The organism is Mesorhizobium sp. M1A.F.Ca.IN.022.07.1.1 (genome assembly GCF_003997575.1).
Lineage (GTDB): Bacteria > Pseudomonadota > Alphaproteobacteria > Rhizobiales > Rhizobiaceae > Mesorhizobium.
On record NZ_RZST01000027.1, the window covers coordinates 14,995 to 28,898 of the forward strand.

General features: G+C 64.5%; 16 protein-coding genes and 1 pseudogene. 12 read left to right on the top strand and 5 right to left on the bottom strand.

The window, feature by feature from the left end:
• Window positions 1–47 precede the first annotated feature (47 nt).
• From EOA75_RS05815 to EOA75_RS05830, 4 genes are all read left to right on the top strand, one after another.
• Complete coding sequence (locus tag EOA75_RS05815; protein ID WP_066991930.1) at window positions 48–341, top strand: 4a-hydroxytetrahydrobiopterin dehydratase; 294 nt, start codon at window positions 48–50, stop codon at window positions 339–341.
• 129 nt (window positions 342–470) lie between these two features.
• Window positions 471–833: a YkvA family protein gene (locus tag EOA75_RS05820; RefSeq protein WP_066991933.1), complete on the top strand. Its 363-nt coding sequence runs from the start codon at window positions 471–473 to the stop codon at window positions 831–833.
• Window positions 830–1,039 (top strand): hypothetical protein, encoded by a 210-nt coding sequence (locus EOA75_RS05825; RefSeq protein WP_127214559.1) that lies wholly within the window; start codon window positions 830–832, stop codon window positions 1,037–1,039. Before EOA75_RS05820 ends, EOA75_RS05825 begins: the two co-directional genes overlap by 4 nt.
• A gap of 59 nt (window positions 1,040–1,098) precedes the next feature.
• Window positions 1,099–1,605, top strand: a complete 507-nt coding sequence (locus EOA75_RS05830) for an invasion associated locus B family protein (RefSeq protein WP_127323822.1) — start codon at window positions 1,099–1,101, stop codon at window positions 1,603–1,605.
• 98 nt (window positions 1,606–1,703) lie between these two features.
• Here the strand turns inward: EOA75_RS05830 and EOA75_RS05835 are convergent, their stop codons facing one another.
• The gene (locus EOA75_RS05835; RefSeq protein ID WP_067323698.1) at window positions 1,704–3,050 is read right to left on the bottom strand and encodes a chloride channel protein; all 1,347 of its coding nucleotides are present in this window, start codon (window positions 3,048–3,050) and stop codon (window positions 1,704–1,706) included.
• A gap of 181 nt (window positions 3,051–3,231) precedes the next feature.
• Window positions 3,232–3,531: a hypothetical protein gene (locus EOA75_RS05840; RefSeq protein ID WP_067323700.1), complete on the bottom strand. Its 300-nt coding sequence runs from the start codon at window positions 3,529–3,531 to the stop codon at window positions 3,232–3,234.
• A gap of 225 nt (window positions 3,532–3,756) precedes the next feature.
• On the opposite strand from EOA75_RS05840, the gene rlmN reads away from it, so the two are divergent.
• Together rlmN and EOA75_RS05850 are read left to right on the top strand one after the other, a co-directional pair.
• Window positions 3,757–4,992, top strand: coding sequence for a 23S rRNA (adenine(2503)-C(2))-methyltransferase RlmN (gene rlmN, locus EOA75_RS05845; protein ID WP_095825177.1), 1,236 nt, complete (start codon window positions 3,757–3,759; stop codon window positions 4,990–4,992).
• Complete coding sequence (locus EOA75_RS05850; RefSeq protein WP_095831786.1) at window positions 4,989–5,450, top strand: hypothetical protein; 462 nt, start codon at window positions 4,989–4,991, stop codon at window positions 5,448–5,450. The genes rlmN and EOA75_RS05850 overlap by 4 nt, the downstream gene beginning before the upstream one ends.
• 14 nt (window positions 5,451–5,464) lie before the next feature.
• Here the strand turns inward: EOA75_RS05850 and EOA75_RS05855 are convergent, their stop codons facing one another.
• Entirely contained in the window at window positions 5,465–6,106 is a 642-nt protein-coding gene (locus tag EOA75_RS05855; RefSeq protein ID WP_127323823.1) for a LysE family translocator, read from the bottom strand.
• A 180-nt stretch (window positions 6,107–6,286) separates the two neighbouring features.
• On the opposite strand from EOA75_RS05855, the gene EOA75_RS05860 reads away from it, so the two are divergent.
• A complete protein-coding gene (locus EOA75_RS05860) occupies window positions 6,287–7,510 on the top strand; it encodes an argininosuccinate synthase (RefSeq protein ID WP_127323824.1) in 1,224 nt (407 codons plus the stop codon).
• A gap of 165 nt (window positions 7,511–7,675) precedes the next feature.
• Window positions 7,676–8,263 (top strand): hypothetical protein, encoded by a 588-nt coding sequence (locus tag EOA75_RS05865; protein WP_245466567.1) that lies wholly within the window; start codon window positions 7,676–7,678, stop codon window positions 8,261–8,263.
• 113 nt (window positions 8,264–8,376) lie between these two features.
• On the opposite strand, the gene EOA75_RS05870 is transcribed toward EOA75_RS05865, so the two are convergent.
• Window positions 8,377–9,174 carry a lytic transglycosylase domain-containing protein gene (locus EOA75_RS05870; protein WP_066991813.1) on the bottom strand — a complete coding sequence of 266 codons (798 nt, stop codon included), beginning with the start codon at window positions 9,172–9,174 and terminating at the stop codon, window positions 8,377–8,379.
• A gap of 469 nt (window positions 9,175–9,643) precedes the next feature.
• Here EOA75_RS05870 and EOA75_RS05875 point away from each other — a divergent pair, with 469 nt between their 5' ends.
• Entirely contained in the window at window positions 9,644–10,738 is a 1,095-nt protein-coding gene (locus tag EOA75_RS05875) for a putative zinc-binding metallopeptidase (RefSeq protein WP_127214575.1), read from the top strand.
• A 64-nt stretch (window positions 10,739–10,802) separates the two neighbouring features.
• Window positions 10,803–11,408: a DUF1236 domain-containing protein gene (locus EOA75_RS05880; protein ID WP_127323825.1), complete on the top strand. Its 606-nt coding sequence runs from the start codon at window positions 10,803–10,805 to the stop codon at window positions 11,406–11,408.
• A gap of 181 nt (window positions 11,409–11,589) precedes the next feature.
• Here the strand turns inward: EOA75_RS05880 and EOA75_RS35550 are convergent.
• Window positions 11,590–12,528 (bottom strand): annotated as a pseudogene (locus tag EOA75_RS35550) (tyrosine recombinase XerC).
• A gap of 98 nt (window positions 12,529–12,626) precedes the next feature.
• On the opposite strand from EOA75_RS35550, the gene rimM reads away from it, so the two are divergent.
• Window positions 12,627–13,223: a ribosome maturation factor RimM gene (rimM, locus tag EOA75_RS05890; RefSeq protein ID WP_127323826.1), complete on the top strand. Its 597-nt coding sequence runs from the start codon at window positions 12,627–12,629 to the stop codon at window positions 13,221–13,223.
• The coding region (trmD, locus tag EOA75_RS05895) for a tRNA (guanosine(37)-N1)-methyltransferase TrmD (RefSeq protein WP_127323827.1) at window positions 13,220–13,904 on the top strand (685 nt) is incomplete at its 3' end. The genes rimM and trmD, both read left to right, overlap by 4 nt.

Below are 13,904 nucleotides of genomic sequence, written 5' to 3' on the forward strand. Positions count from 1 at the left end.
ATCCGGCGCTATGGTTGGAATACCTCCGAATAGCACGGGAACCCGACATGACCAGGGAAAAACTCAACAAGGAAGCGATCACCGCAGCGCTGGCGGAACTCGAAGGCTGGTCGCTGGCGGCCGACGGCGCCTCCATCAAGCGCAGCTTCGGCTTCAAGAACTTCTCCGAGGCCTTCGCCTTCATGACCCGCGTGGCGCTGGCCGCCGAGAAGATGGACCACCACCCCGATTGGTCGAACGTCTACAAGACCGTCGACGTCACGCTGAACACGCATGACGCCGGCGGCGTCACGGCGCTCGACATCGAACTGGCGAAGCGGATGAACCGCTATTTCGGCTGACGACTGCCGATAAGTCCGATTCCGATTTGCCGGGCTGGCAACGGTGGAGACCTTGCAGGGGGGTGCCGCTTTCACCACATCTTCCGCGGTGGCCGCAACGCAAGCTGGCGCGTGGCCGAGGAGAGATTGATGGCGCAGGAATCCCGTTTCGATTTCTTTGGCTTCGGCGACAGGCTCGCCGGCGAAGGCGAGGTGCGCGAGAAGTTCTGGCGCACGGCCAAGAAGGCTGCCCGGCAGATCCCGTTCATGGAAGAGGTGGTCGCCGCCTACTATTGTGCCATGGACAAGGACACGCCGCTGCGCACCAAGGGTACCCTGCTTGCCGCGCTCGGCTATTTCGTGCTGCCGGTGGATTTCATCCCCGACTTCGTGCTCGGTCTCGGGTTCACCGATGACCTTGCCGTGCTCACCGCGGCAATCACCGCCGTCAGCGCCCATATCACCCCGGCGCACCGGCAGGCCGCCAGGGACGCCCTCGCCGACAAAGGTTGATCCTGGCTGACTTTTCGCCACAACGAAACCGCGAAACCGCCCGCGCGAAAAGACAAACTCTTGCCGCTTTCGTGCCCTCCAAGTTCGCGCCGGGACATCGCGACCGCCGCGTGGAAGCGGCGGCGCGAATGGCGGCGGTTTCCTGGGGTGAGTTCCTTTTGTTGGGAAAAATTCACCGTTTGGTAACCCTGATTAAATCAAAATGAAGCGACGGCAGGACGCCATGCGGCCCGCCTCCGCACCATTTCGGAATACGGGAAGAACGATGCGCGGATTGATTGCTACAGTTTCCAGCCTGGTCCTGGCGGCCGCCTTCGCGGCGCCGGCGCTGGCGCAGCAGGCGACCAAGATCGGCCAGCACAACGCCTGGGGCACCTACAGCTATCAGTCGGCAGGCGGCAAGGTCTGCTATGTGCTCACGGTGCCGACCGACAAGCAGCCGCCGAAGCTCGACCATGGCGACATGTTCTTCTTCGTCAGCCAGCGGCCCGGGCAGCAGGTGTCCTATGAGCCGCAGTTCATCGCCGGCTACAACTTCCAGGAAGGCTCCAAGGCCACCGTCACCATCGACAAGAGGTCCTTCTCGATGTTCACCCGCGGCAAGTCGGCCTGGGTCGAGAACGCCGCTGAAGAGCCGGTGCTGATCGCCGCCATGAAGACGGGTACCGACATGAAGGTGCAGGCGAAGTCCGGTCGCGGCAACCCGACTTCCTACGTCTTTTCGCTGAAGGGCATCTCGGCCGCGCTGGCCTCGATCGCCAAGTGCAAATAGGCTGAGGCTCCCTTGGTGGAGGATGGCAATATGGAAGTCCGCCTCCCGCAAGTGCTGCCAGGGACAAGCGAATAAGGCGACAGCGCCAAGCTCGCCATTCAGCCTTGCTGCTCGACGGCCCTGCGCCGCCTGATCGCCTCGGCGATGAACACGCGTGACAGCGCGTGATAGAGCGGCTCGTTGGAGATCAGCCGCGCCGTGCCGTAGCCCAGCATCGCCGCGCACATCAGCGCGATGACGTTGTCGTGGTTGCCGGTCATTTCGAGGATGATGACGAAGGCCGTCATCGGCGCCTGCACGACGCCGGCGAAATAACCGGCCATGCCGAGCAGCGCGGCGAGGCCTGTTCCGGCGCCGAACGCCAGGCCAAGCGTGCTGCCGAGACCGGCGCCCACCGCCAACGACGGCGCGAAGATGCCGCCCGGAATGCCCGACACCATCGACAGCACGCCGGCCGCGAATTTTTCCAGGAAGAAGAACGCGGGTAGCGGCGCGCCTTCGACGGCGCCGCGGGCCTGAGCGTAGCCGGTTCCGAAGGTAAGGCCGCCCGAGACGAGACCGATCGCGGCAACCGCCAAGCCGCAGATGCCTGCCACGAGCAGCGCGCGCCACAATGGCTGCAGGCCATTCCAGCGTCGGACGCGCCGCGTGATCCTCAGCGCCAACAGCGAAAACAGCGCGCCGAAGCCGCCGCCGATGACGCCGCAGGCAATCACCAGCGGCCAGTCGGTGGCGAAGGCCACCGTGTCCCTGGCGACGCCGAAATAGGTGTAGTTGCCGAGCAGGCCGAGCGAGGCGAGGCCGGCGAGGATCACCGCCGTCAGCACCAGCCCGTTGGTCCGTGACTCATAGGCGCGACCCATCTCCTCGATGGCGAAGACGATGCCGGCGAGCGGCGTGTTGAAGGCGGCGGCGACGCCGGCAGCCGAGCCGGCCAGGATCAGGCCGCGCGCCTGCGCCATGCCGCCCCAGCGCGCCGCCTGAAGCATGAGCGAGGCGCCGACCTGCACCGTCGGGCCCTCGCGGCCGATCGATCCGCCGCAGGCGAGACCGATGACGGTAAGCGCAACCTTGCCCGCTGCCAGGCGCAGCGAAAGAAGGTGGCCGCGATCCTCGTCATCGCGCAGGTGACGGGCGGCGATCGCCTGCGGAATGCCGCTGCCTTGCGATCCCGGAAAGAAGGAATGGGCAAGCCAGGCGCAAATCACGAAGCCCGCGGGCGTCATGACCAGCGGCAGATAAAAGCGCCAGCTGCCGCTATCGCCGCCGGTGACGACGTGGAACAGCGCCTGCGCCCGGTCGGCCAGCAGGGCGAACAGCACGCTGATCAAGCCGATCGAGATGGCGCCGGCCCAGAACACAAGGCGCGGCTGCCAGACGCGGCGCGACGCCCACATAGCCTGCGAGCGCCGCAGCATCGGGTATCTACGCGATATGCCGGCCATGCCTGTCCTCTGGGTGATGACCCGCCCCTAGCACACTGAGAGGGAGGATCAAGCCTGCGAGGTCAGGTCAGGTCGAGGCGAGCGACGAAAATCGGAGATCGAGGAGCCAGGGCAGGACCGCGGTTTGGATATCCCGCCGGCCTGCGCCGGCGGGCAGCAGGGCTGGCGAGTCCCACCATTCTCACATCGCCATCTTTTCACATTCGGCCTGGGCCTTCTTGGTCGACGTATCGATCATGTAGGCTTTGCCTTTGGCGTCGGTGATTATCATCATGCAATGCTTGATCGGCTTCGCCATCTTCATCATTTCGGCGCTCATCTTGGCGTCAGGCATCATGGTGCCCATATGGCCGTCGGGCATGATCGCCGTCATTTGCCCACCCTTCATCATGGTCATCGTGCCCATCGTATCCTCGGCAAACGCCTGCGAGGCAAAAAGGCTTGCGAGACCGGCGATGGCAACAAGCTTGATCGAATGCATTCCGCGTACTCCCATTTCTGCAAGGGCATGGTCGCCCCTTTCAGGTTCGCGGGTGCGCTTCGAGCTGTTACGTCAACACGAATATGTGATCTCAGCCGGGGCGGGAATAGCGACACCGGCCGCCTGTGCCGCCGACATGACTCCGGTCGCAAGCTGTGCTATGCGCGCGTTTCATTTCAGGCACGATGCTGAAATCGGCCGCAAACCGCTTATATTGGCGCAACCATGACCCTTTCATTCGATCTGACCGCCGAAGGCGCCCGCGACGCCTTGCGCGCCCGCGCCACGCCGGCCGAAAAGCCGTCGCTGATCGGCCTGACGCGTGCCGAGCTTGGCGCCGCTCTGGTTGAGGCCGGCATCGTGCCGGAGCGCCAGGCGAAGATGCGCGCCCAGCAGCTCTGGCACTGGATGTATGTGCGCGGGGTCTCCGACTTCGCCCATATGTTCAACATCTCCAAGGATCTGCGCGCCGAGCTCGACAAGCATTTCACCGTCGCGCGGCCCGAGATCGTCGAGGAGCAGATCTCTTCCGACGGCACGCGCAAATGGCTGTTTCGCTTTCCGCCGCGCGGCGCCGGCCGTCCGGTCGAGATCGAGACCGTTTATATTCCGGAGGAAGGCCGCGGCACGCTCTGCATCTCCTCGCAGGTCGGCTGCACGCTGACCTGCTCCTTCTGCCACACCGGCACGCAGAAGCTGGTGCGCAACCTGACGACGGAAGAGATCCTGGCGCAGCTGCTTACCGCGCGCGACCGGCTCGGGGACTTCCCCGACCGCGGCACGCCGGACGGCGCCATCGTGCCGGCCGAGGGCCGCAAGGTGTCCAACATCGTCATGATGGGCATGGGCGAGCCGCTCTACAATTTCGAGGCGGTGAAGAAGGCGCTGCTGATCGCTTCCGACGGCGACGGACTTTCCCTATCGAAAAGACGCATCACGCTGTCGACCTCGGGGGTCGTGCCGGAGATTGCCCGCACCGGCGAGGAGATCGGCGTTATGCTGGCGATCTCGCTGCATGCCACCAATGACGACCTGCGCGACCTGCTGGTGCCGATCAACAAGAAGTATCCGCTGAAGGAACTGATCGCTGCCTGCCGCGCCTATCCGGGTCTCTCCAACGCCCGCCGCATCACCTTCGAATATGTGATGCTGAAGGACGTCAACGATTCCCTCGAGGACGCCAAGGCGCTGGTCAAGCTGCTCAGGGGCATTCCGGCCAAGATCAACCTGATCCCGTTCAACCCGTGGCCCGGCACCAACTATCAGTGCTCGGACTGGGAGACGATCGAGAAGTTCGCCGACTACATCAACAATGCCGGCTACGCCTCGCCGATCCGCACGCCGCGCGGCCGCGACATCCTCGCCGCCTGCGGCCAGCTCAAGTCGGAATCGGAACGCATGCGCAAGGTCGACCGGCTGGCGCTTGAAGCGATGATGATCGCGGGGCACGGCGAGGCGTGAGGCGTATCATCGCCTATCTCGTCCGCTTCGCCGCCATCCTGATCGGCTATGTGATCGCCTCGCTGGCGGCGAGCGCCTTTCTCAACGTGCTGTTCCTCGGCTATTTCGGCTATGCGCCGGAGCCCGGACATCAGACGATCGCGCCCGCGCTCTATTTTTCGGTGCCTTTCCTGGCATTGTTCGTCGCCTATTTCGGCTTCATGCCGGCAGCGATCGTCATCCTGATCGCGGAAGTGCTCGGCCGCCGCGACTGGCTGTTCTATGCGCTGGGCGGCGCCGTCATCGCCGTCGTCTTCCTCGGCTTCGCGCATAACATCGGCGACGGCGATTTCGATGTCGCCGACAACAATGTCAGGCTCGCGCTGATCGGCAGCGGCATGGTCGGCGGCATCTTCTATTGGCTCTCCGCCGGCCGATCTGCCGGCAGTTGGCGCCGCGAGCCGTTGCCGGAGCCCTGAGCTCGGCGCGGGCTCTACTTCGCCTGTGCAGTCAGGATCTTGAGCGCGAAGGCCGAGAACACGCCGCCGAACAGATAGTCGACCACGCGCGTGACGCGCGGGCTCGCCTTCATCGCCGCCGAGAACTTTTCCGCCGCCAGCACCATGGGCGCCGTCACCGGGATCGACAGCACGATGAACATCATGCCGAGGAAGAACAGTTTTCCGGGCGCGTTCGAATCGTGCACGGAGACGAATTGCGGCAGGAAGGTCATGAAGAACAGGATGATCTTCGGATTGAGGAGATTGACCCCGAGCCCGGCCGCCCAGCTGCGGAACAGCGAGATTTGCGGTCCCGTCTTCTTCTCCGGCGAAAAGGCCGAGCCTTTGGTCACCGCCTGCCAGGCTAAAAACACCAGATAGCCGGCGCCGAAAATCTTCAGCGCAAAGAAAGCCATGGGAGAGGCCACGATCAGCGCCGAGACGCCGACCACCACCAGCGTGGTGTGGACCAACGTGCCGCATAGCGCGCCTGCCATCGAGGCGAAGCCGGTGGCGCGGCCCTGGCTCAGCGTGCGCGACACGAACAGCGTCATGTCGGGTCCCGGCGTGATCGCCAGGATGACCGTGGCGATGGCGAACTGGATGAGCGTCGAAGTGTCGGGAATGAAGGACATGGGTCGCCTCGGAGTGGATCGCGCAGCTCTATAACGCGGCGATTTTTGCGTCGCCAGCGTCTGCCCAGGCAAACATCTGGCCCAGCCTGTATCATCGGCGGGCATCTGTTCGTCTCTTGCGCCGCCCGGAACGGCCGTGATACCTCGCCCGCGAAGCCATCTTCCCGCGGAACCGCCAAAATGTCCAAGACCAAAGACGTCAAGAAAGTCGTGCTCGCCTATTCCGGCGGCCTCGACACCTCCATCATCTTGAAATGGCTGCAGACCGAGCTCGGCGCCGAAGTCGTCACCTTCACCGCCGATCTCGGCCAGGGCGGCGAGCTGGAGCCGGCGCGCCGCAAGGCCGAGATGATGGGCATCAAGGACATCCGCATCGTCGACGTGCGCGAGGAATTCGTTTCGGACTTCGTCTTCCCGATGTTCCGCGGCAACGCCGTCTATGAGGGTACATATCTGCTCGGCACTTCGATCGCCCGGCCGCTGATCTCCAAGCACCTGGTCGAGATCGCCAAAGAAACAGGTGCCGACGCCATCGCCCATGGCGCCACCGGCAAGGGCAACGACCAGGTCCGCTTCGAATTGTCGGCTTACGCGCTGAACCCCGACATCAAGGTCATCGCGCCGTGGCGCGACTGGTCGTTCAAGTCGCGCACCGATCTCATCAACTTCGCCGAGCAGCATCAGATCCCGGTGCCGAAGGACAAGCGCGGCGATGCGCCGTTCTCGGTCGACGCCAACCTTTTGCATTCCTCCTCGGAAGGCAAGGTGCTCGAGGATCCGTGGAGCGAGCCGCCGGAATTCGTCCACCAGCGCACCGTCTCGCCGATGGACGCGCCGGACGTCGTCACCGAGATCGAGATCGAGTTCCTGAAGGGCGATCCGGTCGCGCTCAATGGCAAGAAGCTGTCGCCGGCTGCCATGCTGGCGGCGCTCAACGACCTCGGCCGCGACAACGGCATCGGCCGTCTCGACCTTGTCGAAAACCGCTTCGTCGGCATGAAGTCGCGCGGCGTCTACGAGACCCCCGGCGGCACCATCCTGATCGCCGCCCACCGGGCGATCGAATCGATCACGCTCGACCGCGGTGCCGCGCACCTCAAGGACGAGTTCATGCCGCGCTATGCCGAGCTGATCTACAACGGCTTCTGGTTCTCGCCCGAGCGCGTGATGCTGCAGGCAATGATCGACAAGAGCCAGGAAGACGTCGAAGGCGCGGTGCGGCTGAAGCTCTACAAGGGCAATGTCATCGTCACCGGCCGCAGGTCGAAGAAGACGCTCTATTCCGATGCGCTGGTCACCTTCGAGGACGACCGCGGCGCTTACGACCAGAAGGACGCCGCCGGCTTCATCCGTCTCAACGCGCTGCGGTTGCGGACGCTGGCGGCAAGGAACCGCGAAGGCTGATATCCGAACGTCGAAAGTTGAGATAAGCGGGAAAACCCGGCGGAGACGCCGGGTTTTATTTCGCGTATCTAATCTAAGAAAAGTTCAGACTACTTCAGAGAAATTATCGTTTGACCTTTCCGCCGCTCCAATTAAGTTCCCAGCGGGATGCGGGGGGTTTCAACAGTGAAAAGTAGTATTTCTCTTCTGGTCGCGACGGCGTTGACCTTGATGACGTGCGGGTCCTCGCAAGCAGCCACGAAGCAGGCGTCTGCGGCTAATTTGGACGGGTGCATCTCGGCTGTCCATTTATGGAGCATCACGTTCAAGCACGAAATCGCCTCCTTCATGGGCGTCTCGCAGGAGCGCATGCCGGCCTTGTTCTGCCAGCGCATGGCCGAGGGGATACGCAGCGGCCGCATCAGCTACTCCGACATAAACAGGCTGCAGCTCGACCAACCGACCGAAATCTGGTTGGTCATCAAGGGCAAGTCCAAGGCGGCTGCTGCGGCCACAACGGCGCCGCGGAACTCTAAATTCCGTACCTGCTCAAATGTTATCACCGGCTCCTTCGAGGTTGCCGCTTCCGAGAAATGCCCCTTAGGCGGCAGCTACTCGCAAGCTGCCGGAGTCCCGACGGTGATCGAGGACAGGCCAAAGGCGGCTCCTTCAGCGCCGCGGAACCCCAAATTCCGTACCTGCAACGGCACTACCGGTACCTTCCAGATTCCCGTTTCCCGGAAATGTCCATTGAGCGGCTACGCGAACGATTGAGAGTTAGGTGATGAGATCGAACCTGGTCGTTCCGGGTGGCTGGGTTTTGATCCTTGCTCCGTAACAAAAAGCCCGGCGCAGGCCGGGCTTCTCGTTGGAATGGAGATATTGCATCAGTTGGCGTCGATCGCCTCGGCGATGCGGGCGATGGCCTGCTGGTAGACGCTTGCCGAATTCCAGCCGGCGATGGCGCCCATATTCGCCTCATATCCCGCGCCGGCCTGCCAGCCATGGGCTTTGAGGAAGTTGGCGGTGGAAGCCAGCGCGGTGTTCCTGTCGCGCAGATTTCCGTTGCCGACGCCATACTTCAGAACATTTCCGGGCAGGAACTGCGTATGGCCGATCTCGCCATGCATGGCGCCGACCGAGGAGGCGGTCAGCGCGCCGCGATCGACCAGCTTCAGGGCGGCGATGGCATGGGGGGTGAAATAGTCCGGGCGGCGGCAATCATAGGCCAGCGTCAGAATGGCGGAGACCGTGTTCTGGTTGCCCATCGACGCGCCGAAGCCAGTCTCCATGCCCCAGATCGCAAGCAGGACGCCCGGCGGCACGCCGTAAGTCTGTTCGATCCTGTCGAACATCGCCGCGTTCTGCTTCTTCAACGCACGGCCCTTGGAAATAATCGCGGCCCCACCACGACGCTGCATGAACGCTTCCACCGAGCCGCTGAAAGCCTTGTGGATCGCGCGGTCGGCAGCGATCGTCCTTGTCGCGTAAGTCGCGCCGGCCAACGCGGACAGACCCCTCTGGCCCACGCCCTCGGCTTGTGCTTCCGCGGCAAATTGCTGTTTCCATGCGTCGAAGCCGGCGCCGTTCTTGCCGCAGCTGGCCGCGGCCTGCGCGCCTGTCGCCAGCCCGAATGCCGCCACAACGGCGGCCATGAAAATCCTTCCCTTGGCAAAAAATGCCATATCGTTCTCCTGGTTGCCTGAATCACGTCCCGGCTGCAAATCTGCCAGTGAAGCGCCCGGTTGTCACCGCCCGCGCGGGCTGCGCGGCGCTTGAAGCTGGCGAATGCCGGGGAATTTGCCCACGATCAAGCATAAATTATGGCGCAAGGATTTATTGTGGCGTGTCTTGAGGGAAGACGTCGATATTGTGATCATTGGCGCATGGCTCGCCTATGCGGCTGCCCATCCCGGCTGTTCCGAAGCGCGCGCCACACTGATGCAGGCGGTGGCGGAGAAGATCTTCTTCGCCGGCGAGCATGTCGCCGGACCGCTCACCCAGGCTTTGTTGCGGCGCGACATTGTCAGGCGAAAGCGTGGCCAGGCGGGGCGTCGCCCTGCTCGCGACGAAATAGAAACGGAACGACGGCCGGCGACGGGCGTTTGGGCGTTGCCCAACTTCGTTGACCTTTTTCCCGCGGTTCGACGACCGATGAAGCTGTTCGACTGCCCTCATTGCGGCCACCGTCTCTATTTCGAGAACGCGCAATGCCTGAACTGTTCAAGCCTGGTGCTTTACGATCCGGAGCGGGCGTGTTTCGTGCTTTCCGGCGGCGACGCCGTTCCATGCGGAAATGCCGACGAGTGTGCCTGCAACTGGCGGGCCGAGCCGGGCAGGATTTTCTGCCGCGCTTGCGCGCTCAACCAATTGATCCCCGACCTTTCGGTGGAGGGCAACCGCCGGCGCTGGATCCGCGTCGAGGCGGCCAAGAAACGCGCCGTCTATTCGCTGCTCGCCTTCGGCTTGCCGGTGGCGCCCAAGGCCGGACCGCAGGACGAGGCCGGGCTCGCTTTCGACTTCCTCGCCGATCCGATCGGCGGCGGACCAGGCGGCGAGCGCATCCTGACCGGCCACGACAACGGCAGGATCACCCTCAACGTCGCCGAGGCCGATTCCGCCGAGCGCGAGCGGCGGCGCGTCGAAATGGGCGAGAACTACCGCACCTTGCTCGGTCACTTCCGCCACGAGCTCGGCCATTATTACTGGGACCGGCTGATCCGCGACGATCCCGAGCGGCTTTCAGGCTTTCGCGCTCTGTTCGGTAACGAGCGGGTCGACTACGAGCAAGCGCTGAAGGCCCACTACGCCAAGGGCGCGCCGCCGGACTGGGAGCAGCGCCACATCTCGGCCTATGCGGCGTCCCACCCCTGGGAAGACTGGGCCGAGACCTGGGCGCACCACCTGCACATCACAGACACGCTTGAGATGGTGCATGCGCTGAATTTTCCGCTCGGCCGGCTGGAGACGGTGGAAGCCAACGACCTGCCGCCTGGCGATACAGGGGGACATCCGCTGCGGGAGCCCGCCGAACCCAATCCGGCGCCGGAACCGTTCGAAAGGATCCTCGCCCGCTGGCTGGTGCTGTCGGAGGCCTCCAATTCGATCAACCGCTGCATGGGTCTGCCCGACCTTTATCCCTTCGTCATTTCGGAGGTGACGGCGCAAAAACTGGCCTTCGTTCACCAGCTTTTGACCGACCTGCCCAAAACAAATGGAACAATTCGTGAGCAGGCGACGGCACTTTAGCCGGAACGCATAAGGTTCTGGTTCGTTTTCGAGCCCGAGGGAGCGTTGAGAACGGAGAGAAATCATGAAAAGTCTATTGTTTCCGGCACTTGCCGGTGCGCTGCTTGCCATGTCGGCCGCGGCGCTTGCCGACACGCCCGTCTCGGCAGTGACGGATCTGAATGTCCGCGCCGGCCCCGGCCCGCAATATCCCGTTATCGGCGTGCTGGCTGCCGGCCAGTCGGCGACGCTCAGAGGCTGCATCGAAGGCAGCAAATGGTGCACCATCGCCGAAGCCGGCGGCAAAGGTTGGGTCTATTCCGACTATGTGACTGCCGAATTCGGCGGCAGCCGTGTTGTCGTGACGCGCCGGCCGGCCGATGCCGGCATTGCCGTCGTGGCTCCGCCGACCGATGATATCTACACCACTGACACCTACACCGGCGCCATCGTTTCCGGCGATGACGCCATCGAGCCGATCGCCAGGCCGCCGGCCGAGGTCGGCACCTATGTCACCACGCACCGGGTCGAACCGGTCTATCTCGAGGGCGAAGTGGTGACCGGCGCGGTGCTGCCCGACACGGTCGAGCTGCGCGAGATCCCAGATTACAACTACCGCTATGTCTATGTGAACAACCAGCCGGCGCTGGTCGATCCGGGCACGCGGCGCATCGTCTATGTGATGCGCTGACCTAGGGTATTCGAGAGGCGGCCGTCGGGAAACGGGCGGCCGACTTTCGAAGAATGTGAAGGTTGGGTCAGGCTACCTGCAGCTGCTCGACAGCCGCCGGTTTCGACCTACGATTTCAGGGGTTCGCTCCGCTCGTTGCTTCGCCTTGAACGAGGAGGGCAGGGTGGCTCCGTCAAACGCTTCACGCCCTTGGATGCGCCCGGTCGTAGATGTCGAGCAGCCTTGCCGTATCGACGCCGGTATAGACCTGGGTGGTCGACAGGCTGGCATGGCCGAGCAGTTCCTGGATGGTGCGCAGGTCGCCGCCACGGCCGAGCAGATGCGTGGCGAAGGAATGGCGCAAGGCATGCGGCGTCGCGGTTTCCGGCAGGTTGAGGGCCGAGCGCAGCTTCGCCATCTCGCGCTGGACGATGGCCGGATTGAGCGGGCCGCCGCGAGCGCCGCGGAACAGCAGCTCTTTCGGATCGATGTGGAAGGGACACAGCCGCCGGTATTCGGCGACCGCCCTGAGCGCCACCGGCAGCGCCGGCACCAGCCTTGTCTTGCCGCCCTTGCCGGTGATGCGCAGGACCGTGTCGGCCTCGGTGGCGAGATCGGCCCCGGTCAGGCCCAGCGCTTCCGAGATGCGCAGCCCGGAGCCGTAGAGCAGCGTCAGCACGGCGGCGTTGCGGGCGGCGATCCAGGGTTCTTCCGCCAGTTGGCCCTCGACAGTCACGACCTGCTTGGCATCGCTCGCCGTCAGCGGTTTCGGCAGCGATTTCGGCTGACGCGGCGCGCGCAGAGCGGCCGCACCCGCCGCGTTGACGAGGCCGCGCTTTTCGAGAAAGCGCAGCAGCTAACGGACGCCGGCCAGGCCGCGGCCGAGCGTGCGGGCGCCGGCGCCGCCGTTGCGGCGCGCGGCGAGGAAGCCGCGCAGGTCGGCCGGCCGCAGGTCGGCGATATCGGAGATGCCTGGGGGGCCGCCGCAATGCCCGGTCAGGAAATGCAGGAACTGGCGCGTGTCGCGCTCATAGGCTTCGACCGTTTCGGGCGACAGCCGGCGCTCGCGCGCCAGCATCTTGAGCCAGCTCTCGCGCGCCGCCTGGAGGTCGGGTTTTGCCGGGATGAGGAATTCCTGCATGCCGGCATTTTCGGGCAGTCAGGTTAGGAAGCGGTGAAGAGCCGATCATTGAAATGGCGGCTTCAGAGGGTTAGAGCAGGGCAAAGGAAGTGATGCCGATGTCGAAGCTCGAGAACCCTGTACAGATGGCCGTGATCGGCGCCGCGCACGGCATCAAGGGCGAGTTGCGGGTGAAAACCTTCACCGGCGATCCGCTGGCGCTGGCCGACTACGGGCCGCTGCATGCCAAGGATGGCCGAGCCTTCCAGATCCTCGACATCCGGCCGGCCGGCACGGTCGTGGTGGTGCGCTTCAAGGGCGTCAGCGACCGCAACACGGCCGAGGCGCTTGCCGGCACGGAGCTGTTCGTCGACCGTTCGGTGCTGCCGGACGACGGCGAGGAGGACGAGTTCTACCATGCCGACCTCATCGGCCTTGAGGTGAGGGACGATACCGGCGTCATCGGCAGGGTCGTCGCCGTGCATAATTTCGGCGGCGGCGACATACTCGACGTCACGCTCGCGGGCCGCAAGGGCGTGCTGATCCCGTTCACGCAAGTCGCGGTGCCGCATGTGTCGATCGCCGACGGCTTCGTTCAGGTCGATCCCCTGGCGGCGGGGCTGGTCGAGGACGAGGATAGCGAAGCCGCCGGGCGGCCCGGTTTCGACCCGAAGGGCCGGCCGCGCGGACCGAAGGACGCCGGGGGCAACCGGTGAGCTTTGCCGCCTCGGTGCTGACGCTCTATCCGGAGATGTTTCCGGGTGCGCTTGGGGTTTCGCTCGCCGGCCGGGCGCTGGAAGCCGGCACCTGGTCGCTGGAAGCGATCCAGATCCGCGATTTCGCCACCGACCGGCATCGCACGGTCGACGATACGCCGGCCGGCGGCGGCGCCGGCATGGTGATGCGCGCCGACGTGCTGGCCAGGGCCATCGATCACGTTTCGCCGCAGGGCGATGAACGTCCAAGGTTGCTGATGAGCCCGCGTGGAAAACCGCTGACGCAGGCCCGGGTGCGCGAGCTCGCCGCCGGGCCGGGTGCCGTCATCCTGTGCGGCCGGTTCGAGGGCGTCGACCAGCGGCTGATCGAGGCGCGCGGTCTGGAGGAAGTCTCGATCGGCGATTTCATCCTTTCGGGCGGCGAGCCGGCGGCACTGGTGCTGCTCGATGCGGTGGTGCGGCTGCTGCCGGGGGTGATGGGCAACGCCGTCTCGGGCGAGGAAGAAAGCTTTGAGAACGGCCTGCTCGAGCATCCGCATTACACGCGGCCGCAGGAGTTCGAGGGCAGGCAAATCCCCGAAGTGCTGACCTCCGGCAATCACAAGAAGATCGCCGCGTGGCGTCGCGCCGAGGCGGAGAAGCTGACGCGGGAGCGCCGGCCCGATCTGCTGGCCGGTGCTC